Origin of the sequence: Mesorhizobium jarvisii, assembly GCF_003601985.1 — a bacterium.
GTDB lineage: Bacteria > Pseudomonadota > Alphaproteobacteria > Rhizobiales > Rhizobiaceae > Mesorhizobium > Mesorhizobium jarvisii.
The window spans coordinates 46,920-68,346 of the sequence record NZ_QZXA01000006.1 but is presented as its reverse complement, the minus strand read 5'-3'; the positions used below and the strand labels follow the sequence as shown (position 1 = coordinate 68,346).

The 21,427-nt window shown below is 64.6% G+C and carries 21 protein-coding genes; 13 read left to right on the top strand and 8 right to left on the bottom strand.

What is annotated here, in order from left to right; translation table 11 throughout:
* Positions 1–32: 32 nt before the first annotated feature.
* Positions 33–1,568: a sigma-54-dependent transcriptional regulator gene (locus tag D3242_RS16330; RefSeq protein ID WP_064981666.1), complete on the top strand. Its 1,536-nt coding sequence runs from the start codon at positions 33–35 to the stop codon at positions 1,566–1,568.
* A gap of 606 nt (positions 1,569–2,174) precedes the next feature.
* A complete protein-coding gene (locus D3242_RS16325; protein WP_223217859.1) occupies positions 2,175–4,013 on the top strand; it encodes a peptidoglycan L,D-endopeptidase MepK in 1,839 nt (612 codons plus the stop codon).
* A 454-nt stretch (positions 4,014–4,467) separates the two neighbouring features.
* Here D3242_RS16325 and D3242_RS16320 read toward each other — a convergent pair whose 3' ends face one another.
* The gene (locus D3242_RS16320; RefSeq protein WP_064980769.1) at positions 4,468–5,361 is read right to left on the bottom strand and encodes an AraC family transcriptional regulator; all 894 of its coding nucleotides are present in this window, start codon (positions 5,359–5,361) and stop codon (positions 4,468–4,470) included.
* Between the two features lie 130 nt (positions 5,362–5,491).
* Between D3242_RS16320 and D3242_RS16315 the strand changes: the two genes are divergently transcribed.
* Positions 5,492–6,241 carry an SDR family NAD(P)-dependent oxidoreductase gene (locus D3242_RS16315; RefSeq protein ID WP_019861030.1) on the top strand — a complete coding sequence of 250 codons (750 nt, stop codon included), beginning with the start codon at positions 5,492–5,494 and terminating at the stop codon, positions 6,239–6,241.
* A 12-nt stretch (positions 6,242–6,253) separates the two neighbouring features.
* Here D3242_RS16315 and D3242_RS16310 read toward each other — a convergent pair whose 3' ends face one another.
* Entirely contained in the window at positions 6,254–6,892 is a 639-nt protein-coding gene (locus tag D3242_RS16310; protein WP_027047366.1) for a 2-dehydro-3-deoxy-phosphogluconate aldolase, read from the bottom strand.
* Between the two features lie 191 nt (positions 6,893–7,083).
* Here D3242_RS16310 and trhO point away from each other — a divergent pair, with 191 nt between their 5' ends.
* The 4 genes from trhO to D3242_RS16295 all read left to right on the top strand — a co-directional run bounded on the left by trhO (position 7,084) and on the right by D3242_RS16295 (position 9,927).
* Entirely contained in the window at positions 7,084–8,013 is a 930-nt protein-coding gene (gene trhO / locus D3242_RS16305; protein WP_019861028.1) for an oxygen-dependent tRNA uridine(34) hydroxylase TrhO, read from the top strand.
* Between the two features lie 117 nt (positions 8,014–8,130).
* Positions 8,131–8,871, top strand: a complete 741-nt coding sequence (locus tag D3242_RS16300; RefSeq protein ID WP_019861027.1) for a tellurite resistance TerB family protein — start codon at positions 8,131–8,133, stop codon at positions 8,869–8,871.
* Positions 8,872–8,995: 124 nt separating this feature from the next.
* On the top strand, positions 8,996–9,175 hold the full coding sequence (locus tag D3242_RS33300) for a hypothetical protein (RefSeq protein ID WP_147377466.1): 180 nt from the start codon (positions 8,996–8,998) through the stop codon (positions 9,173–9,175).
* Positions 9,172–9,927 (top strand): SDR family oxidoreductase, encoded by a 756-nt coding sequence (locus tag D3242_RS16295; protein ID WP_019861025.1) that lies wholly within the window; start codon positions 9,172–9,174, stop codon positions 9,925–9,927. Before D3242_RS33300 ends, D3242_RS16295 begins: the two co-directional genes overlap by 4 nt.
* Positions 9,928–9,948: 21 nt before the next feature.
* Here D3242_RS16295 and D3242_RS16290 read toward each other — a convergent pair whose 3' ends face one another.
* Together D3242_RS16290 and D3242_RS16285 are read right to left on the bottom strand one after the other, a co-directional pair.
* Positions 9,949–10,323 (bottom strand): YciI family protein, encoded by a 375-nt coding sequence (locus D3242_RS16290; RefSeq protein ID WP_019861024.1) that lies wholly within the window; start codon positions 10,321–10,323, stop codon positions 9,949–9,951.
* A gap of 149 nt (positions 10,324–10,472) precedes the next feature.
* Positions 10,473–11,657 (bottom strand): pyridoxal phosphate-dependent aminotransferase, encoded by a 1,185-nt coding sequence (locus D3242_RS16285; protein WP_064980762.1) that lies wholly within the window; start codon positions 11,655–11,657, stop codon positions 10,473–10,475.
* A gap of 83 nt (positions 11,658–11,740) precedes the next feature.
* Between D3242_RS16285 and D3242_RS16280 the strand changes: the two genes are divergently transcribed.
* The 4 genes from D3242_RS16280 (at position 11,741) to denD (ending at position 14,694) form a co-directional block, all read left to right on the top strand.
* The gene (locus D3242_RS16280) at positions 11,741–12,427 is read left to right on the top strand and encodes a GNAT family N-acetyltransferase (RefSeq protein ID WP_027047365.1); all 687 of its coding nucleotides are present in this window, start codon (positions 11,741–11,743) and stop codon (positions 12,425–12,427) included.
* Positions 12,428–12,437: 10 nt separating this feature from the next.
* Positions 12,438–13,409 carry a cation diffusion facilitator family transporter gene (locus D3242_RS16275; RefSeq protein WP_038649388.1) on the top strand — a complete coding sequence of 324 codons (972 nt, stop codon included), beginning with the start codon at positions 12,438–12,440 and terminating at the stop codon, positions 13,407–13,409.
* Between the two features lie 82 nt (positions 13,410–13,491).
* Positions 13,492–13,704: a hypothetical protein gene (locus D3242_RS16270; RefSeq protein WP_019861021.1), complete on the top strand. Its 213-nt coding sequence runs from the start codon at positions 13,492–13,494 to the stop codon at positions 13,702–13,704.
* A gap of 12 nt (positions 13,705–13,716) precedes the next feature.
* Positions 13,717–14,694 (top strand): D-erythronate dehydrogenase, encoded by a 978-nt coding sequence (gene denD / locus D3242_RS16265; RefSeq protein ID WP_019861020.1) that lies wholly within the window; start codon positions 13,717–13,719, stop codon positions 14,692–14,694.
* A gap of 36 nt (positions 14,695–14,730) precedes the next feature.
* Here denD and D3242_RS16260 read toward each other — a convergent pair whose 3' ends face one another.
* The 4 genes from D3242_RS16260 to D3242_RS16245 form a co-directional block, all read right to left on the bottom strand.
* Positions 14,731–15,954 (bottom strand): nickel/cobalt transporter, encoded by a 1,224-nt coding sequence (locus D3242_RS16260; RefSeq protein ID WP_038649385.1) that lies wholly within the window; start codon positions 15,952–15,954, stop codon positions 14,731–14,733.
* On the bottom strand, positions 15,951–16,619 hold the full coding sequence (locus D3242_RS16255; protein ID WP_064980759.1) for a DUF1007 family protein: 669 nt from the start codon (positions 16,617–16,619) through the stop codon (positions 15,951–15,953). Before D3242_RS16255 ends, D3242_RS16260 begins: the two co-directional genes overlap by 4 nt.
* A gap of 249 nt (positions 16,620–16,868) precedes the next feature.
* Positions 16,869–17,768 carry a LysR family transcriptional regulator gene (locus D3242_RS16250; RefSeq protein WP_019861014.1) on the bottom strand — a complete coding sequence of 300 codons (900 nt, stop codon included), beginning with the start codon at positions 17,766–17,768 and terminating at the stop codon, positions 16,869–16,871.
* A gap of 3 nt (positions 17,769–17,771) precedes the next feature.
* Positions 17,772–18,968 carry an amidase gene (locus D3242_RS16245; RefSeq protein WP_064980757.1) on the bottom strand — a complete coding sequence of 399 codons (1,197 nt, stop codon included), beginning with the start codon at positions 18,966–18,968 and terminating at the stop codon, positions 17,772–17,774.
* Between the two features lie 542 nt (positions 18,969–19,510).
* Here D3242_RS16245 and odc2 point away from each other — a divergent pair.
* Both odc2 and D3242_RS16235 read left to right on the top strand, forming a co-directional pair.
* Positions 19,511–20,644, top strand: a complete 1,134-nt coding sequence (odc2, locus tag D3242_RS16240; RefSeq protein WP_064980756.1) for an ornithine/lysine decarboxylase — start codon at positions 19,511–19,513, stop codon at positions 20,642–20,644.
* Between the two features lie 152 nt (positions 20,645–20,796).
* Positions 20,797–21,366, top strand: coding sequence for a GNAT family N-acetyltransferase (locus tag D3242_RS16235; RefSeq protein ID WP_064980755.1), 570 nt, complete (start codon positions 20,797–20,799; stop codon positions 21,364–21,366).
* Positions 21,367–21,427 lie beyond the last annotated feature (61 nt).

The window sequence follows — 21,427 nt, the reverse complement described above, 5'->3', positions numbered from 1 at the left end:
GGGATTTCGGGCGCGGGCAGTTCAAGACAGTCATGACAGGTTCCATACTCATAGTCGATGACGATCCCGTGCAGCGCCGGCTGCTCGAGGCGGCGGTGACGCGGTTCGGCCACACGGCAATCGTCGTCGACGGCGGCGAGGCTGGCCTCGATGCGCTCGACGGGCTTGGCGCCCGCGACATCTGCGTGGTCATTCTCGACCTGGTCATGCCCGGTCTCGACGGCATCGGCGTGCTGAAAGCGATGCGCGAACGCGACATCACCGTCCCGGTCATCGTGCAGACCGCCCAGGGCGGCATCGACACCGTGGTGTCGGCGATGCGCCACGGCGCCTTCGATTTCGTCGTCAAGCCGGCGTCACCCGACAGGCTTCAGGCCTCGATCGCCAATGCACTGAAAGTCGAAGCGGTCGAGGGCGAGGTCAAGCGCACGTCGCGCAAGCGCGGCGGATTGCTGACGTTCAGGGACATGATCACCCACAGCCCGGCCATGGACAGGGTGATACGCCTCGGACAGAAAGCGGCCGGATCCAACATCCCGATCCTGATCGAAGGCGAATCCGGCGTCGGCAAGGAACTGGTGGCGCGCGCCATTCAGGGCAGCGGCGACCGTCGCTCGAAACCCTTCGTCACCGTCAATTGCGGCGCCATTCCCGACAATCTGGTCGAATCGATCCTGTTCGGCCACGAGAGGGGCTCCTTCACCGGTGCCACCGACAAGCACACCGGCAAGTTCGTCGAAGCGCATTCGGGCACGCTGTTCCTCGACGAGATCGGCGACCTGCCGCTCGACGTGCAGGTCAAGCTGTTGCGCGCCGTGCAGGAGGGCGAGGTCGATCCGGTCGGCGGCCGTTCGACCGTCAAGGTCGATATCAGGCTGATCTCGGCGACGCATCGCAACCTCCTGCAGCAGGTCAAGGACGGCAAGTTCCGCGAGGACCTGTTCTACCGGCTCAACGTCTACCCGATCTTCGTGCCGCCGCTGCGCGACCGCCGCGACGACATTCCGCATCTGGTCACGCATTTCATGGAAAAGGTGGCGCCCGCCGACCCGCGCCATCGCCTGCAAGGCATTTCGCCGGCAGCGCTTGCCGTGCTGGAGGCCTATGACTGGCCCGGCAACATAAGGCAGCTCGAAAACGCCGTCTTCCGCGCCTCGGTGCTGTGTGAAGGCGACGTGCTCGATGTCGATGATTTTCCGCAGATCCGCGCGCAGGTGGAAGGCACCGTCAATCTCGAAACGGACGACGCGGTACCTCGCCTGTCATCGCCTCCGGAACTCCGCGATGAGGGGGACCTGGTCGGCGATGCCGCTCCAGCCGCCGAGCAGGATCGGCCGACCCTGCTTCAGCCCAGATTCGGCACGCTGCGGGCGCTCGACGAACGCGGCAATGTGCGGGCGCTGGCCGATGTCGAACTCGAGATGATCAAGCTCGCCATCGACCATTACAACGGCCAGATGAGTGAAGTCGCCCGCCGCCTCGGCATCGGACGCTCGACGCTGTACCGCAAGCTCAAGGAATACGGCATCGACCCGGAGACGGGTCGTGTCGACCGCCTCGCTTCCTAAGGTGCGTTGATATTCAGGTGAGGCCGGCCTGCAAACGGCGGCTTCCTGCGCTTCCCAGTTCTACTGCGTCGCAGTAGAACTGTGCTCACCTACGAAAAGTATGCTCCGCTCCGGTTCTCGGTATCAACCGTTTTCGGCTCGGCCTGACCTGAATCTCAACAAAACTTGGGAGCGCTGGATCTCTTCCAAAAACCAGGTTCGCGTTTCCGGCACAAGGCCGGGACCAGCTTGCAATGGCAGGATTGGCCCTCTATCGGGGTTTCGTCTGGAATATGGCATGCCTGTGGACAGCTCTGTTCACGCATTAACGCTAACGGTAACAGATCGTGTTCGGCCAAAGCCGGAATCCTGATCTAAACCAGCGGTTTACCAAGAAACCTTGTGAACAATTTTTGACGGGATATCGCCATGGTGTTACCGCATTTCGGCTTCAATAAGCGATGATTAACCATTAGGATCGATATTCGGATGTGAAAACGACACATCCGTTTGGGCAAATCCGGGGACAAACGGCAGCCTGCAAGGCCTTTTGATTTGAACAGAATCGAACGACTCAAAAACGGGCGTCATGATCATTTGAGCGTCTGGCCGAGATGGCTGGCAGCGGTGATTGTCGCTTTTGGTTTTGTTGCCGCGGCGGCCACCGGCGCCAGCGCCGAAACACGTACGCTGAAGCTTTATCACCTGCACACGCACGAAAAGGCCGAGATCGTCTACAAGCGCAACGGCCGCTACGTTCCCGAGGGCCTGCGCAAGATCAACATCATCCTGCGCGACTGGCGCCGCAATGAACCGACCAAGATGGATCCGCGCTTGCTGGACCTGGTCTGGGAGGCCTATCGCGAAAGCGGCGCCACCGACTATATCCAGGTTGTGTGCGGCTACCGTTCGCCGGCGACCAATTCGATGCTGCGCAGCCGCAGCCGCGGTGTCGCCGAGAAGAGCCAGCATATGCTCGGCAAGGCGATGGATTTCTATATTCCCGGCGTGCCGCTGAAGAAGCTGCGCAACATCGGCCTGAAGATGCAGGGCGGTGGCGTCGGTTACTACCCGACCTCCGGTTCGCCATTCGTCCATATGGATGTCGGCAATGTGCGCCACTGGCCCGGCATCAGCCGCCAGGAACTGGTCAGCCTATTCCCCAACGGCAAGACGCTGCATGTGCCGAGCGACGGCCGTCCGCTTCCCGGCTATGAGCAGGCGATGGCCGCCTACAAGGCACGCAAGGGTGCTGGTATGCCCAATGTCGAGCTTGCGAGTGCTGGCGGCAGCGGCAAGAAATCCGGTGGCTTCCTTTCCGCTTTGTTCGGCGGTGGCGGCGACGACGAAGCCGACGACAGCGCCGATGTCGAGACCGCTTCGGCTGCCCCCGCGCCCAAGCCCAGAAACCTGAAGCCGGCCGCGACCGCCAAGAGCGGCAACCTGCCGGGCATCGCCATCGTGGCGCCCGAGAATGCGCAGCGCGCCAACGTTCCGCAGATTGCCGACGAGCAGGCGCCGGAACCGGAAAAGGATACGCCGGAAACGATCATCGCCGCGCTGCCGGCCAAGGAGATTCCGCTGCCCGATTTCGCGCCGCGGCCGAAGGCCGATGTCGGCGCGCAGCCTGAGAACGTTCCGTTCGCCATGGCGGACGCGACGGCTACCACCGAACAGGCCGTGGCGACCGCGCAGGCGCCGGCGAACATGCCGTTCGGCAAGGCTGACCCCGCAGCGCTCGCGGCGGCGGCTGCCGCCGATCCGGCGCAGGTTGCCGTCAACAATATCCCCGTGCCGACATGGCGTCCTGAACGCACGCTGCCGGCGGATCTCGCGCCGCCGCCCAGTAAGGATGTGCTGATGGCGCTGGCGGATACGGCCGAAAAGGGCAAGACCGCGACGGATGCGTTCTCGGTGCTACCCTCGGCGCGGCCCGAGCCGGCCAAGCCGGACGCCGTCAAGGCCGTGCTCGACGAGGCCAACGCCCAGGTCGGCAATGCCGACGAATACAAGCAGGTCGGCAATGCGGACGAATACAAGGTTGCGTCGCTCTCCGAAGAGCCGCGCTCGGCCTTCAACGATCCGTCTTACGTCGATGTCGCCTCGCCGCGCCAGGCCGTTGCCGCCCGTCCGGCCGGTTCCGATCCGGCCGCAGCGATCGGCGCCGGCGTGAAGACAACCCGCAAGGAAGCCAGGGCCACCGCTCGCGACCAGAAGCCAGGCCCCAGGGCCATGGTGGTCGCCGCGGCGCCCCAGGCCGCCCGCTGGGCGCTGACCAGCGGCGACAACGTCGCCACCGTTTCGAGCGCGACGACGGCGCCGGGCTATGCCTACAACATCGTGCATACGCCGCCGAGCGAGGTCTATACGGCCGGCTTCCAGACCGACGCCCAGGCGCCAGATCCCAGCCGCTTCACCGGCAACGCCGTCAAGTTCCTGTCGGTCGCCCGCTTCCAGACGAAGTAGCGGCTGGCCAGATAAAACAGAAGCCGCGCTGGGCAACCGGCGCGGCTTTTTGCTTTTCAGGTTGCGGCAGATGCGATGCCGTGATGTTGGGCATCACACGCGGCTGAACTTCTCGTGAGGCCGGAACGGCACCCTCATTTCCGGGTTAGTGTGTGTGCGTTCCAACCTGAGGATATTCATGAAGAAGATTCTACTGGCGTCAGTTCTGGCATTGGTTGCAGCATCTGCCGCGATCGCTCCATCGCAAGCCGAAACCGTGATCATTAAGAATGGCAAGCATCACTGCAGGACTAGGCTGGTCACGCATTGGGTGCACCATCACAGGGTGACCGAGAAGGTCAGGGTCTGCCACTGATCCGGAACCGATAGGATCCGGGAGAATTGGCCCGGTCGGCGGGAGTCGGCCGGGCCTTTTCGTGCCAGCTGATGCAGCGCGTAGGTCTGGTTGCGAGCCTTAGTCGATTTCCAGCGTGGCTGCCTCGCCTCTGGCCAGAAGCCGTGCGGCGTCACGCGCCGGCGGCAATCCGAAATGGCGCGCATATTCCCGGCTGAACTGGGATGCGCTTTCATAGCCGACGGCAAAGGCGACACGCGCGGCGCTGCCCGGTTCTGCTATCAGCAGATGACGCGCCTCCAGCAGCCGGACCTGCTTCTGGTACTGTATCGGGCTCATGGCCGTCGCCGCCTTGAAGTGGCGGTGGAACGAAGCGTTGCTCATATGGGCCAGCGCGGCCAGTTCCGTCACATCGATAGGCTCGTTGTAGTGCGATCGTATCCAGGCGGTGGCGCGGCGGATCTGCGACAGGCGGCCGTCAGCGCGCGCGAGCTGACGCAGCTTGGCGCCTTGCGGCCCCTGCAGCAAGCGAAACGCGATCTCGCGTTCGAGCATGGGCGCCAGCACCGGAATTTCGGACGGACGGTCGAGCAGCCGCAGCATGCGGCGCCAGGCATCGAGCAGTTCGTCATCCAGCCGGTTGGTCACGAAGCTGTCGCCGTCGACCGCCGGCTTGTGGTCGATAAGCAGGCTGGCGATCAGCTCGACATCGAGGGCGAAGGCGATGGCCATGTAAGGACGGGCGCTGCTCGCCTCGATCAGCTGGCTGGTGGCGGGCGTCTCCACCGCATAGACGAAATAGCTGCCGGCGCCGTAGCGAAGCGTGCGGTCGCCGATCAGCACAGTCTTCGCACCTTGCAGCACGAACAGCACCGTCGGTTGGCAAAGCTCGGGCAGCGGCGGGGTCGGAACCTCGCTGCGGCCGATCGTAACCCGCGGGATGGCCGTCTTTGTGCGCCGCCCATGCGCATGGCGGCCGGCGATCGCGATCAGTTCCTGCAGGGCGTCTTCCATGTCTTCAGCATTGCCGATCCATGCAGGCCGCGCAACCGGTTGAGAGGATTAGGCAAGAAGACGCGAGTATCCGGCGCGCCAAATCGGCCGGCGCACGTCATGTCTGGGTTTCAAAGAAGGAGATGTGGGCATGACGACGAAAACGAATGCGCTGATCACCGGGGCCAACAAGGGCATCGGCCTCGAAACCGCCCGCCGGCTGGCGGCCATGGGGTTCAAGGTCTGGCTCGGCGCCCGCGATGCCGAGCGCGGGGAGGCTGCGGCAAGGGTGTTGCGCAATGAAGGGCTCGACGTCGAATGGCTCGCGCTCGACGTCGCCAGCGACGACAGCGTCGCGGCGGCGGCCAGAAACTTGACGGCGCAGGTCTCCAGCCTCGACGTGCTGGTCAACAATGCCGGCATTGCTCCAGGCTATGTCGACGCGCTCGGACCTGACGGCCGCTACGAACGGCCGCCAAGCCGCGAGGATGTCGCCGACATGCAGGCCACCTATGACGTCAACGTCTTCGGCCCGGTTCGCGTCACCCAGGCCTTCCTGCCGCTGCTCCTGGCTGCGCCGGCCGCCCGTATCGTCATGGTCAGCAGCTATCTCGGCTCGATCGCGCGCGCCGCCGGCAACATCCAGTCGCCCAATGTCATGGGCTACGGCAGCTCGAAGACCGCACTCAACGCCATCACCGTGGCGTTTGCCAGGGAGCTTTCGCCGCGCGGCATCATGGTCAACGCCGCCGCTCCCGGCTACACCGCGACGGACCTCAATGCCCACAGAGGCGGCCGTACGGTGCAGCAGGCCGCCAGGGTCATCGTGCATCTGGCGACGCAAGAGGCTGGCGGGCCGACCGGCGGCTATTTCGACGAGAACGGTCCGTTGCCCTGGTGAGTGAGGGCCAGGCTATTTCCTGAGCTGGCTGGCAGCGCGTGCGAGCGCTTCGATCTCGTCCCATTTGCCGGCCTTGACCATGTCGTCGGGCGCGACCCAGGAGCCGCCGACGCAGATGACGTTGGGCAGGCTGAGGTAGTCGGCGGCGTTCTTGCCGGTGATGCCGCCGGTCGGGCAGAATTTCACGTCGGCCAACGGCGAGGCGAAAGCCTTCAGCGAGGCGATGCCGCCGGACTGCTCGGCCGGGAAGAATTTCAGGAAGCGCAGACCCGCCTCGCGCGCGGCCATGATCTCGCCGGGCGTGATGGCGCCGGGCAGCAGCGGAACCTCGCTGTCGGCGGCGGCCGCCAGAAGCTCGCGCGTGATGCCGGGGCTGACGATGAAGCGCGAGCCGGCTCTGGCCGCCTCGTCGAACTGCCTGCTGTCCAGAATGGTGCCGGCGCCGACAATGGCTTCCTCGACCTCGGCCGCCACCCGCCGGATCGCTTCCAGCGCGTCGGCGGTCCGCAGCGTGATCTCGATCGCCGGCAGGCCGCCACGTGCCAGGGCACGGGCCAACGGCACGGCGTTGGCGACATCATCGATCTTCAGCACCGGGATGACCGGCTGGCCGTTGAGGAGCGACAGGAGTTTTTCGGTCTTGCTGGGCATCTGCCTCTCCATAGCCAAGGGGTGATTTCAACCGATTAGCAGACGGGTGTTTGCCTGTCCACGAAACCGGTCGCGTCGCGATGTCACGCGCCGCCAGGCAGCTTACGGGCTCCATCCCGACAGGGCCATGAAAGATACCCAAGTCCGTTTCGCCTTGAATCGGCTTTTACGAGCGTCTAGTTGCTCTGGCAATGACACCGTCCGACCCATCCCAGCCCGTCCGCGTCGCCGCGCTCTACCGGTTTGCCCGGCTCGACGCCTTCGAGACGCTGCGCGCGCCGCTCGCGGCCTTCTGCTGCGGACGCGGCATCAAGGGCACGCTGCTCCTTGCGCATGAAGGCATCAACGGCACCGTCGCCGGCAGCGAAGAAGCGATCGCCGAGCTCATCGACTGCATCGAAGCCATCGACGGGTTGGCCGGCCTGGAGGTCAAGTTCAGCAGTGCCGCGGACATGCCGTTCCACCGCATGAAGGTGCGGCTGAAGCGCGAGATCGTTACCATGGGCGTCGAAGATATCGACCCAGTGGCGAGTGCCGGCACCTATGTCGCGCCCGCCGACTGGAACGCGCTGATTTCCGAGCCCGACACGATCGTCATCGACACGCGCAATGCCTACGAGGTTTCGATCGGCACGTTCAAGGGCGCGGTCGATCCGGCGACCGCGAGCTTTCGCGAGTTCCCGGGCTGGGTGGAAGCGCACCGGGAGGAGCTCGAGGGCCGCAAGGTGGCGATGTTCTGCACCGGCGGCATACGCTGCGAAAAGGCGACCGCCTATGTCAAGTCGCTCGGCTTCAAGGATGTGTTCCATCTCAAGGGCGGCATCCTCAAGTACCTCGAGGAGGTTCCGGCGGAGCAGAGCCTGTGGCAAGGCGAGTGCTTCGTCTTCGATGAACGAGTTTCGGTGTCGCACGGTCTCGCCGAGGGTGACGCGCAACTCTGCCGTGCCTGCCGCCATCCGCTGACGGCGAGTGAGTTGGCATCGCCCAGATATGCCGCAGGCATTTCTTGCCCGCATTGCTTCGACGCCCGCACCGACGAGGACCGTCAGCGCTACGCCGAGCGCCAGCGGCAGGTCGAGCTTGCGCAGGCGCGGGGCAAGGGGCCGCATATCGGGTCCTGATCCGGGCGAGGGAGCCCGGCAAAGCGGCGGCCTGTCATTGCAATGTCAGGTTTCGGGACCTACGTCTTCGGCGTTCGAAACCTGCCCGTTCGGCCGGGCAAAAGCTGGAGGCACTGAATGTTCGATCCCAAGAAGCTTCTCGACGATCTGCTCGGCTCGCAAATTCCTGGCACCAGCGGCACCGTCCGCGACAAGGCGGGTCAGGCCGTGCAGATGGCCAAGGACAACCCGCTGGCCGCCGGTGCCTTGGCAGCGGTGCTGCTTGGAACAGGGGCCGGCCGCGAGGTGACAGGTGCCGCGGTGAAGCTGGGTGGATTGGCAGCGATCGGCGGCCTCGCCTACAAGGCCTACCAGAACTACAAGGCCGGCAACGCCCCGGAGCAGGCGCCCGCCGCCGGCGAACCGGAATTGCTGCCGCCGCCCAAGGACACCGCCTTCCATCCGTCGCAGGCGCCGCAGGGCGAGGATGAATTCACGCTGACCCTGGTGCGGGCGATGATCTCGGCGGCCAAGGCCGACGGCCATGTCGACGACGAGGAGCGCAAGAAGATCGCCGGCAAGCTCAGCCTTTCGGGGATCGACGCCGATGCCGAGAAATTCCTGATGGCGGAGCTGGAACGGCCGCTCGACCTCGACACGCTGGTGGCGGAGGCCAAGACCGACGCGCAGAAGCTCGAACTCTACACGGCATCGCGCCTCACCATCGATCCCGACACGCGCGCCGAGCGCGGCTATCTCGACCTGCTTGCCGGCCGGCTCGGCCTGCCGGACGCGCTGGTCGACCATGTCGAGGCGACGGTCTCGGCGGCCAAGGTTCCCGCAACTAAGGCCGGGACTTCGCCCAACCCACGCTGGTAAGGGTCAGATCGGGACAGGCCGCCTTTCCGCGTTAACCTTTCGTTAACTCAGGAAGCGCATGATTCTACACAGTCGGATCGGCTTTTCCTCCTCCCAAGCCCGGTTCAGATCAGGGCGGTCGCCAATGACCGCCCTTTTTGTCGACCCATGCTGGGCGTTCTCCGAAAATCGCGCACCATTTTTAGAGGGCATGTTCGTGCTGGTCCGCTTGCCATCGCTGCCGTCATTTGCGATGCCTTCTGCCGAGCCAAATCCTGAAAATCAGGCGGGCACGCTCGGCGCTGCCGGAGGACATCTGCCATGACCGAAGAAAGAACCGCCATCGTCACCGGCGCCGGCACGGGCATCGGCAAGGGCGTCGCCACGGCGCTGCTCAAGGCCGGCTGGAACACGGTGTTCTGCGGCCGCCGCAAAGCGGTGCTGGATGCCGCGATCGTCGAGGCCGGCCGGACCGAGGCCAAGGCACTGGCGGTCGCCTGCGACATCAGCAAGGCCGGCGAGGTCGACGATCTGTTCGAGACGGTGGCGGAAGCCTTTGGCCGCGTCGACCTGCTCTTCAACAATGCCGGCATGGGTTACAAGTCGACGCCGATCGACGAGATCCCGGTCGAAGTGTGGAACGATATTGTCGGCGTCAATCTCACCGGTTCGTTCCTGTGCGCCCGTGCCGCCTTCGGTGCCATGCGCAAGCAGCGGCCGATGGGTGGGCGCATCATCAACAATGGTTCGGTGTCGGCCTATGCGCCGCGCCCGGGCTCGGTGCCCTATACGGCGACCAAGCATGCCATCACCGGCCTGACCAAGACGCTGGCGCTCGACGGCCGGCCCTACGACATCGCCTGCGGCCAGATCGACATCGGCAATGCGCTGACCGACATGGCGCAGCCGATGACCGTCGGCGTGCCACAGGCCAATGGCTCCATCGCCGCCGAAGCGGTGATGGATGTCCAGCACGTCGCCGATGCCGTCGTCCACATGGCCAGCCTGCCGCTCGAGGCGAACGTACTGTTCATGACCGTGATGGCAACCAAGATGCCGTTCGTCGGGCGTGGGTAAGGCCGGGCTTTCGCCGCCGGCTCATTTGCCCGCCAGCGGCGCGCCGGGCTTGAAAAGCAGAATGGGCCTGATCTCGTAAACGGCGGTCGGATTGACACGGCGAAGGTCGCGGGCGATCGCGATGGCCTCGTCCCGCGTGGCGCAGTCGACGACATAGAGGCCGAGCAATTGTTCCTTGGTCTCGGCGAAAGGACCGTCGATGACCACGCCGTCGCCCGGACCGCGCAAGGTGAAGGCATCCTGTGTCGCCCCCAGCCGCGCGGACGGTCCAAGCGTGCCTTCCTCACGAAGCCTTGTGTTGATCTTCAGCAGCTCGGCCATCAGTGCCGCATCTTCCTGCGGCGTCAGCGCCTTGATCGCATCTTCCACGTGATAGGCAAGGATTGCATAAAACATACGAGGAACCTCACTTCGATCCTTATCCGAGGACCGTAGCCGTTCTCGAGATGCACGCCCAGTCTTGGCCGCTTGCCTGCGGACGGCTCATGACACCGCCATGGCAGCCGGCCACAAACCATCCCGACCCGCGCGGCAGACGCCAAGCCTCACTTGGCGAGGAACGCCCCGATCCGTTCCAGCGCGCGCAAGATGTTCTCCTCGGAGTTGGCGTAGGAGAGCCTGACATAGCCTTCGCCGAGAATGCCGAAATCGGGGCCGCCGATCAGCGCCACGCCGGCGTCGTCGAGCAGCGCGGAGGCGAGCTTCTTTGCCTTCCAGCCGGTCTTCGAGACATTGGGGAAGGCGTAGAACGCGCCCTTGGGCGTGATGCAGGAAATGTTGGGCAAGGCGTTCAGCCCCTCGACCACGACCTTCCTGCGGCGGTCGAAGGCGCGCATCATCGTGTCGACATCGTCCTGCGGGCCATCGATGGCCGCGATGCCGGCGAACTGGCTCGGCGCGTTGACGCAGGACCAGCAATTGACCGCCAGCTTGCGCACCTTGTCGTAGAGATGGGCACCCTTGTCGCCGTTCGGCCAGATCGACCAGCCCATGCGCCAGCCGGTCATCGCCCAGGTCTTGGACCAGCCATTGAGCACGATCAGCCGGTCGCGGATTTCGGGGAAGCCGAGCAGCGAGCAATGCGTCTCGCCGTCATAGGTCATGACGTCGTAGATCTCGTCGGAGAGGATGGCGACATCGGGGTGCTTCTCCAGCCCCTTGACCAGCTTCTCGATTTCGGCGCGCGGCGTGACGCCGCCGGTCGGGTTGGCCGGCGAGTTGAGGATCAAGAGCCTGGTCTTGGGGGTGATCAGCGCCAGCGTCTCTTCTGCCGAAAAGGCAAAGCCGTTTTCCTCTCGCATCGGCACGGGAATGGGGGCCGCGCCGGTGAATTCGATCATCGAGCGGTAGATGGGAAAGCCGGGGTCGGGATAGAGGATCTCGGCGCCGGGTTCACCGAACATCAGGATGGCGGCGAACATGGTCGGCTTGCCGCCCGGCAGGATCATCACCGTCTCGGGCGAGACCTCGACGCCGGTGGTGGTCAGCGTGCGCCGCACCACCGCCTCGCGCGTTGCCAGAAGCCCGTTGGCGGGCGTGTAGCCGTGGTGGCCGTCACGCAGCGCCTTGATCGCGGCCTCGACGATGTGCTGCGGCGTCTTGAAGTCAGGCTGGCCGATGCCGAGATTGACGATGTCGCGACCCTGTTGGGCCAGAGCAGTCGCCCTCGCGAGCACCGCGAAGGCATTTTCCTCGCCGAGACGGTCGAAGGCCGAAATCGTGTGGAGCATTTTTCCCGTCCGTGTGGTTCTTACTGTGGGGTTGCGTTTTTGTGAGCTTCGGCCCGCAAAAGTCAAACGGATTGGAGTCTTCGGTGTCGGAAAATCTCAAAGATTGGCAACCGCGCCCGCGACCCGAGCGCAAGGCGATCGACGGCCGCTATGTCAGGCTCGAACCGCTGAGCGCCTCAAAGCACGGTGACGGGCTCTATGAAGCGTCTTCCGTGTCCGATGTCGACGGCCGCTTCGCCTGGCTGCCCGACTATCCGCCGGAAACCCGCGCCGCCTTCCAGCCCTGGCTGGACAAGGTCGAGGCGAGCGAAGACCCGCTGTTCTTCGCCGTCATCGACAAGGCCAGCGGCAAGGTCGCCGGTCGCCAGACATTGATGCGCATCGATCCCGCCTACGGCGTCATCGAGATCGGCAACATCTATTGGGGGCCGCTGATCTCGCGCAAACCGGGCGCGACGGAAGCGCAGTTCCTGTTCATGAAATACATCTTCGACGAACTGGGTTACCGCCGCTACGAATGGAAGTGCAACAACCGCAACGAACCGTCGAAGCGGGCCGCGGAACGGTTCGGCTTCAAGTTCGAAGGCATTTTCCGCCAACACCTCATCGTCAAGGGTGAAAACCGCGATACCGCATGGTATTCGATCATCGACAAGGAATGGCCGGCCCTGCGCAAAGCCTATGCAGCGTGGCTCGATCCGGCCAATTTCGACAGCGCCGGCCAGCAGAAGCGACGGCTCGAGGATTTTCGCGCGGATTTCGGCGCCTAGGAGTTTGCCATTGGCGCATTCCCACGACCATAGCGGCCATGATCACGGCGGTGCCGGCCATATGCATGGCGCGACCGACAAGAAGCGCGTGCTGATCGCCGCCTGCCTGACGGCGGGCTTCATGGTGGCGGAAGCGCTTGGCGGCCTGTTCACCGGATCGCTGGCGCTGCTGGCCGATGCCGGCCACATGCTCGCCGACGCCATCGCACTCGGCCTTGCCTGGTATGCCTTCCATCTTGCCGGGCGGCCGGCGACCGGGCAGCTCACCTATGGCTTCGGCCGGGTAAAGACATTGGTCGCCTACACCAACGGCATCGCCATCTTCGCCATCGCGCTGTGGATCGTCTACGAGGCCTGGCAGCGCCTGCTCACACCGGCGCCGGTGCTGGGCGGACCGATGCTCGTGGTGGCGATCCTCGGCCTGCTGGTCAATATCGGCTCCTTCCTGGTGCTGCATGGCGGCGACCGCGAAAGCCTCAACATGCGCGGCGCCATCCTGCATGTGCTGGGCGACCTGCTCGGCTCGGCCGCGGCGATCGTGGCGGCCCTGGTCATCCTGGCGACCGGCTGGACGCCGATCGACCCGATCCTGTCGGTGCTGGTCTCGCTGCTGATCCTGTCGACGGCCTGGTCGCTGATGCGCGCCGCAGCCCATGTGCTGCTCGAAGGCGTGCCGCCAACCCTCGACCGGGATCTGATCGCCACGGACATCCAGAGCGCGGTCAAGGGCGTGCGCGAGGTGCATCATATGCATATCTGGTCGCTGGACGGGACAAGCACCATGGCGACGCTGCATGCCTGCCTCGACGAGGGCCTCGATGCCCATCAGGCCGTCAGCGCCATCAAGAAGCGGCTTGCCAGCGAGCATGGCATCAGCCATGCCACCGTGGAACCGGAATTCGGCCAATGCGCCGACGAGGCCGACGACCACGATCATGAGCATGAGCACGATGCGGCCGCGCATCACAGCCACCATCACTAAGCCCGGTCGGCAACCGGCCCCGCCTCAGGAGTTCCACAGCTTTGAAAGCCAGCTTGACGAATGCCCGCTGCCCCGGTGCTGCATGATGGACCGCGACACCAGGAATGCCGCTATTGCCGCGCTGTGGATCATGCTGCTGTTCGGCATTGCCGCCTTCTACCTGCCAACCGTGATGCTGGCACTCGGCAGTCTCTCGACCGTGCTCGCCGGTATATTCGGCATCGTCTTCGTGCTGGCGTTTTTCCTCGTCTTCTGGCTGCGCGCGCGCAGCCAGCGCAAAAATCAGGACAAGTAAGGGAATTTTGACATGCGCATTCTGATCACTGGCGCCGCGGGCATGGTCGGCCGCAAGCTCATCGCCCGGCTGGCCAAGGACGGCACGCTGCGCGGCAAAAAGATCGCCGCGCTCGACCTGCACGATATCGTGCCGCCGCAGGCCCCGGCCATGGAGGGCGTCAGCATCAGCACCCATACCGGCGACCTTGCGGAAGCTGGTGCTGCCGAAAGCCTTGTCGCGTCGCGGCCGGATGTCATCTTCCATCTCGCCGGCATCGTGTCGGGCGAGGCGGAAGCGAATTTCGACCTCGGCTACCGCGTCAATCTCGACGGCACGCGGGCTTTGTTCGATGCGATTCGCCTGGCGGGTTTTGCGCCGCGCGTCGTCTTCACCTCGTCGATCGCGGTGTTCGGCGCGCCGTTCCCGGATATCATCCCCGATGACTTTCACCCGACGCCGCTGACCTCCTATGGTACGCAGAAGCAGATGAGCGAGGCGCTGCTTGCCGACTATTCCAGGCGCGGCTTCTTCGACGGCATCGGCATCCGCCTGCCGACCATCTGCGTGCGGCCCGGCAAGCCGAACAAGGCGGCCTCCGGCTTCTTCTCCGGCATCATCCGCGAGCCCTTAAGCGGGCAAGAGGCGATCCTGCCGGTGCCGCGCTCGGTTGTGCACACCCATGCCAGCCCGCGCTCCGCGGTGAACTTCCTGATCCATGCGGCGGAGATCGACAGTGCCGTGGTCGGGCCGCGCCGCAATCTGACGATGCCTGGCGTCGCCGTCACCGTCGGCGAGCAGATCGAGGCGCTGGAGCGTATTGCCGGGCCGAGAGTGGTAAAGCTGATCCGCGAGGTACCGGACGAGACGATATGGGCGATCGTCAAGGGCTGGCCGACCCGCTTCGAGGCGAAGCGGTCACGGGAGCTCGGCTTCAGCGCCGAGAAGAGTTTTGACGAGATCATCCGCGCCCACATCGAGGATGAGCTGGGCGGCCAGATTCCTGGGTAGGAGTTGCCATCCCATTTCGATGGGATGGGGAAGGGCCTAGACGCTGCCGGTCAGGCTGGCCGACAGCAGCAACAATCCGAACAGGAAGACGAAGGCGGCGCCGCCGATCTCGACGATCGAGTGGATGCGGTTGCCCATGCGGCCGTCGCCGGCGAAATACACCGCCCAATTCTTGGCGGTCACGGCAAGCGTTGCCAGCGCCGAGACGGTGATGGCGGTGCCTAACGACATTGCCAGCACCGACAGCAGGCCGCCGATCCAGAGCCCGTTGAGCAGCGCGAAGCTCAGCACGATCAGTGCGCCGGAGCAGGGGCGGATGCCGACGGCCGCCACCGCCGACCAGGCGGTGCGCCAGTCGAAGCGATCGCCCGACAGCAGCGCTGGATCGGGCGCATGCGAGTGGCCGCAGGTTTCGCAGACCTCGCCCACCGCGTGATCGTGATGCGCATGGTCATGATGCGCGTGATCGTGCGCGCCATGGTCGTGATGGTGGTCATGCGCGGCGTGCTCGTGATGGCTGTGCGAATGGTCATGGTCATGGTCGTCATGCCCATGCAGTGCGTGCGAATGCGCATGCGCCGAATGGCTGTGCGCGGCATGCGAATGACCCGCGTGAGAGTGCCCAGCGTACGAGTGCCCCGCATGCGAATGGCCGGCGTGCGCCGCCGAGAGACTGTAGGCGGGCGCCTTGCCGAACAGGCGCAGGATGGACGGGCCGAGCTTGCGCCACAGCAGCCAGGCGCCGAACAGAGTGACGAGAGCAAAGCTCATAATCTCCATGAACCAGGCCGCGTCGGTCATCGAGATGGTTGTGCCGCGCAGGACGAAATAGGCAAGCAGCATGACGGCGATCGCCGTCAGGCCCTGCAGCAGTGCCGAGACGAAGGACAACAGGATGCCGCGCCGCAGCGCCACCTCATTGGCCACCATATAGGACGAGATCACCGCCTTGCCGTGGCCGGGACCGGCGGCATGGAAAATGCCATAGGCGAAGGACAGGCCGATGAGCACCCAGAGCTTGCTGTTGTCCTGGCGCATCGCCTTCATGGCTGTCGCCAGCGCGCGATAGAATTCCTGCTGGCGCAGGTTGATCCACATCAGGATGTGGGCGAACGGACCGGTGGTGGGCGCCATGCCGTCATTCACGCCGATGCCGAGCGAAGACTGGGCGTGCGCGGCATTGGCGAAATGCATTGCGGCAAAGGCGAGGGCCAACAGGCCGAATGCCAAACGCAGGGACGGTTTCGTCACCGGCTTCATCCTTCTGGCTGACAGGTCAGTTCGAGCTTGGTGGCAAAGATCTTGCTCATGTCGGTGCCTGTCGGGTCGTTGAAGAAGGCATCCGTCAGGGTCTTCTGGTTTTCCTTGATGGCTTCATCCGGATCCGGACGGATCACCTTGCTGGTGCAATTCGACGGCAGGCCTGCAACGGTGATGTTGGAATCCTCGGTGAAGTCGATCGCCGTGTAGAAGGTCGGGTCGTAGACGCCGATGTCGATCGTGCCGGTCAGCTTGATCGGCTCCTTGGGTTCCGACTCGAACAGGATGATCAGCTGGTCGTTGTCGAAATTGGCCATCAGATGTGGAGGCGGCACCATCGTCACGTCCTTGCCGTTCTGCGTGACGAGCTGGAAATAGTTGAATTCGGCCAGCGAGGCATGAACGGTGTCGGCGACCTCCTTCAGCTCCTTGTCGTCAAGCTTCAGGTCGGAGTTCTTGTCGAACTCCATCATCACCGTACTCGAAAACAGGTCGTCGAAGCGCCAGAGATGACGCAGCGCTTTCACACTTTGGTGATCCGGAGAGAGGATCACGTCCAGGCGTGCCTCGGCAAAGACGTGCGGATGCACGTAAGCCGGTCCCGTCGCGGCAAGGGTCGCCGCCAGGGCCGAAGCCAGTATGATTGCGTGCCGTTTGAGCTGCATTCCCGGTCGCGATTCCCTTGGCTTTGGAGAGAAACCGAAGGTTACCAGAAAGGGGGCGAAATTGGGACCGCCAGTGCGTGTCACCCAAAAGTGCGCAGCGGTTTTGGGATCATGACACGCACAAACTCAGTGCGTGTCACCCAAAAGTGCGCAGCGGTTTTGGGATCATGACACGCACAAACTCAGTGCGTGTCACCCAAAAGTGCGCAGCGTTACTACGACACGCACGCCACAGGAACCTGGGGCAGGTCAAGCGACCTCACGCGTCCTGAACCACTGCACCAGGAAGTCGACGAAAACACGGACCTTGGCCGGCAGATAGCGGCGGTGCGGGTAGACGGCGAAGATGCCGCCGCCCGACAGGATGCGGTCGTCGAGCGCCGTCACCAGCTGGCCGCTCTTGAGATCGGGCGAGGCGATGAAATCCGGCAGGATGCAAAATCCGAGTCCCGACAGGGCCGCGGCCCGCGCCGCCATCGGGCTGTTGACCTCGATCGGGCCTGATACGGCGACGCTCAGCTGATCGTTGTTGTCGCCCTTGAACGCCCAGTTGTTCAGCCCGCGGCCGTTGGTGTCGACGATGCAGGGCATGTGGCCGAGATCCTGCGGCCGCGTCGGCATGCCATGCTTGGCGATCAGTTCGGGCGAGGCGCAGAGTTTCACCGAAAACGGCGCCAGGCGTCTCGCGATCAGCGACGAATTCTCCAGGCGCGAGATGCGCACGGCGAGGTCGAAGCCCTCCTCGACCAGGTCGACGAAGCGGTCGTCGAGCTGGATGTCGAGCACGATGTCGGGGTGCTGCTTGGCGAAGTCGATCAGCGACTGGCCGATCGGCGCATCGGCGAAGGTGCGCGGCGCCGACAGTTTGATCCTGCCGCGCACGTCGCCGGAGGATTCTCGCACGGCGTCCGCCAGGCTGTCGACCTCGCGTACGATCTCCGAGGCGCGCCGGTAATAGGTGTGGCCGGCCTCGGTCATCGAGAATTGGCGCGTCGTGCGGTTCAGCAGCAGCGCGCCGAGTTCGTCCTCCAGCTCGCGCACATATTTCGACAGCAGCGCCTTGGAGCGGCCGATCTTGCGCGCCGCCGCCGAAAAGCCCTCGGCCTCGACGACGTCGATGAAGGCGCGCATGCGGGTCAGTGTGTCCATGGTTCAGGCCCTTTGTGCTGCGTCGAGAAGTTTTCGGCCGAGCCGTATCAGGGCAATGTCGCTGCCGGAAGGGCCTAACAGCGAAAGCCCGAACGGTGCGCCGGCGACCGAGCCGATGGGCAAGGTGATCTGTGGAAAGCCGGAAAGCCCGGCGAGGCACAGAAGATGCAAGGCGCGCTCGCGATAGGCCTGGAACTCCTCCGGCGTCGAGTCGACATAGGGCGCCGGGCCCGGCACCGTCGGCAGGACAAGGAAGCCGTCCTTGCCGAGCAGGGCGCTCAGCTCGCCATGAAAGGTCAGGCGGCGCACTTTTTCGGCCTGCGCCGTGCGGTCATCGACGGCGCGGCCGAAGCCGAAACGCTCCTCGACGCCGGGACCAAGGTCGCGCTCGCCGCTGGTGATCCATTCGCCATGCACGCCCCAGGCTTCCTTGGCCTGCAGCCGGCGAAAGCACCAGTAGAGTTCATCAGAGGAAGAGCTGAAGTGCTCGGTCGAGGTCGCCGGAGCACCGAAAACCGTGCCCACCAGCGCCTTCATTGCGGCATATCCGGCAAGTGCGGGGCGGGCGACCATCTCGTCCAGCCAGGTGAGCGATATCGGGCGGTCCAGCGAATGCTGGTGCGGGTCGCGGCCGAGCAGCAGCTTGCCGACGGTCTCATAGGTCTCGATGTCGTCGGCGAACCAGCCGAACGTGTCGAAGCTCGGTGCCAGCTTCATGGTGCCGTCGAGTGAAATGCGGCCATGTGTGGTGCGCAGCCCGATCAGGCCGCAAAAACTTGCCGGCGCGCGGATCGAGCCGCCGGTGTCGGAACCGGTCGCGATGTCGGCCAGCCTGCCCGCCACCGCCGATGCCGATCCGGACGACGAGCCGCCGGTGACGCGGTCGGGCGCCGCAGGGTTCACCGGAAACGGAAGATGCGCGTTCTGGCCGAACAGCGCGAAGGCCAGCTCGTCGGTCTGCGTCTTGCCGACGAAGCGGGCGCCGGCATCGAGAATCGCCTGCACGGCCGGCGCCGTGCGCGAGGCGGCATTGCCTTCGGCGAATTTCCTGGAATTGCCACAGCCGGTGCGGTAGCCGGCGACGTCGTAGATGTCCTTGACAGCCAGCCGCAGGCCCGCGAGCGGGCCGAGTTCGGCATGAGCCACGGGCACCTGGCGAAGATCGAGGAAGGCGTTGTAGGGGCCGTGCGTGCCTGTCATCGTTCGATATCCGGATACGGTTGCATGTACATTGTTCGATGCCGGAAATTTTACAACCTGCGATACGATTTTTATTGATTGTGAAATCCTTCGCCCCTATATCGCGCTTGCCCAAAGTCGCACGTGCCTGTGGGTGTCCGCCGATCCTCGAATGGTGAGGGAAATCGGTAAGGTAACTGGAGCCAACCCCTCCAGTCGGTCTAGCGGCCAACCGCCAGCCCGAGGACACCTTGAAGCAACGACGGTGCGGGCCTTTCTGGTTCTCTGCCGGTTGTCCAAAGACCGGGGTTACTGAAGAGGCACACCTTCATTGCCGGCAGTGCGGAACGGGGTTCTCCCAATCCAAGCCAAGGCAGACAAAGCGGACCGAAGCCGGGCAAGGCCGAGGTTCATCGCCGCGAGACGGCGTTTCATGGTTCCGGGGTCTCCACCGGCTGGTTCCATGGATTTTCCGTCCCGCCTTTGTCCACCGCGTGTTCGCGAGGCCGACAGCCCGCGTCCGCACCCTTGTGCGCGCCGAAAGGCGTGTTTGGAGAAACCCGATGGCTACCCAGCGCATCCTCGATTTCCTCGCCACCCGACGTCCGTCCGGCCCTTGCCTCGTCGTCGACCTCGATGTCGTGCGCGACAATTTCCGCGCCTTCGAGAAGGCGCTGCCCGATTCCAAGATCTACTATGCGGTGAAAGCAAACCCGGCGCCGGAAATCCTGCGCCTCCTTGCTGCGATGGGCTCGTCCTTCGACACCGCTTCCGTTGCCGAAGTCGAGATGGCGATGGACGCGGGTGCGCCCGCGGACCGCATCTCCTTCGGCAACACCATCAAGAAGGAGCGTGACATCGCACGCGCCTACCAGCTCGGTATCAAGCTGTTCGCGGTCGATTGCGTCGAGGAGGTCGAGAAGATCGCCCGCGTCGCTCCCGGCGCGCGCGTGTTCTGCCGCGTGCTGACCGACGGCGAAGGCGCCGAATGGCCGCTGTCGCGCAAGTTCGGCTGCGTGCCGGCCATGGCCGTCGACGTGCTGCGTCATGCCAAGAGCCTCGGCCTCGACGCCTATGGCGTGTCGTTCCATGTCGGCTCGCAGCAGACCGACCTGACCGCCTGGGACCGTGCCCTGGCCGACGCCAAGAAGGTGTTCGCCACGCTCGCCGAGGAAGGCATCGTCTTGAAGATGGTCAACATGGGCGGCGGTTTCCCGACGCGCTATTTGCGCGACGTGCCGGCGGCCCAGGCCTATGGCCAGGCGATCTTCTCGGCGCTGCGCAAGCATTTCGGCAATGCCATTCCCGAAACCATCATCGAGCCGGGCCGCGGCATGGTCGGCAATGCCGGCGTCATCAAGTCGGAAGTCGTGCTGATCTCGAAGAAGGCCGACAATGACAATGTGCGCTGGGTGTTCCTCGACATCGGCAAGTTCGGCGGTCTGGCCGAGACGATGGACGAGGCGATCCGCTATCCCCTCGTCACTCGCCACGATGGCTCGGAGACCGCGCCTTGCGTGCTCGCCGGCCCGACCTGCGATTCGGCCGACGTGATGTACGAGAAGACGCCGTATCCACTGCCTCTGTCGCTGACGATCGGCGACGAGGTGCTGATCGAAGGCACCGGCGCCTACACGACCACCTACTCGGCGGTCGCCTTCAACGGCTTCGAGCCTCTCCGATCCTACGTGATCTGACGGTTCTTTATTTGGCGCATTTTCGGACGGCGAACCGGATACCACTTCGCCTGAAAATGCGCTGAGAACCGATCAGATCATCCGGCGCGGGCGCTTGTCGTCCGCCCGGGCTCGCTTGTGGAACAGATCTCCGCTCGCCAGGGATTGCGGAAATGGAAATGTCAGTTGAAATCGTAGTTCATGCGCCGGCCTTCTCGATGGTCGCCGAAACCGTCGCTGATGTCGCGGCACGCGAAGCTTTGCTCGATCGTGCCATGGGGCCGATGCGGCGGAAAAAATCGTCGGAGAAACTGCGGCGGGGCCGCCGGCCTTCGGAAGGCCTGGCTTTCGTCGCGCGCGATGCCTCAGGCGGCGTCGCCGGCACGGTGCGGCTGTGGGACGTCAGGCTGGGTGAGGGCGGCCCGGCCGCATTGCTGCTTGGCCCGCTCGCCGTCGATCCGTCGCTCAAGAATGCCGGCATTGGCTCGGCGCTGATGCGCCACGCCGTGGCCGAGGCGGCGCGTCTCGGCCACGCGGCGATCCTGCTGGTCGGCGATGCGCCCTACTACGGACGCTTCGGCTTCTCGGCCGACAAGACGGGCCGGCTGGCGATGCCAGGCCCCTATGAGCGGCATCGCCTGCTGGCGCTGGAGCTGGTGGACGGCGTGCTCGACGGCGTGCACGGCACGCTGAAGGCTTGCGGCCGCAAGCTGAAGGCCCAGGCGCCGACACTGGCCGCATGAGGCATCGACCCCGCTATTCCTCAAACAAACGCCGCCTGAAAAGGCGGGGTTTTGATTCATT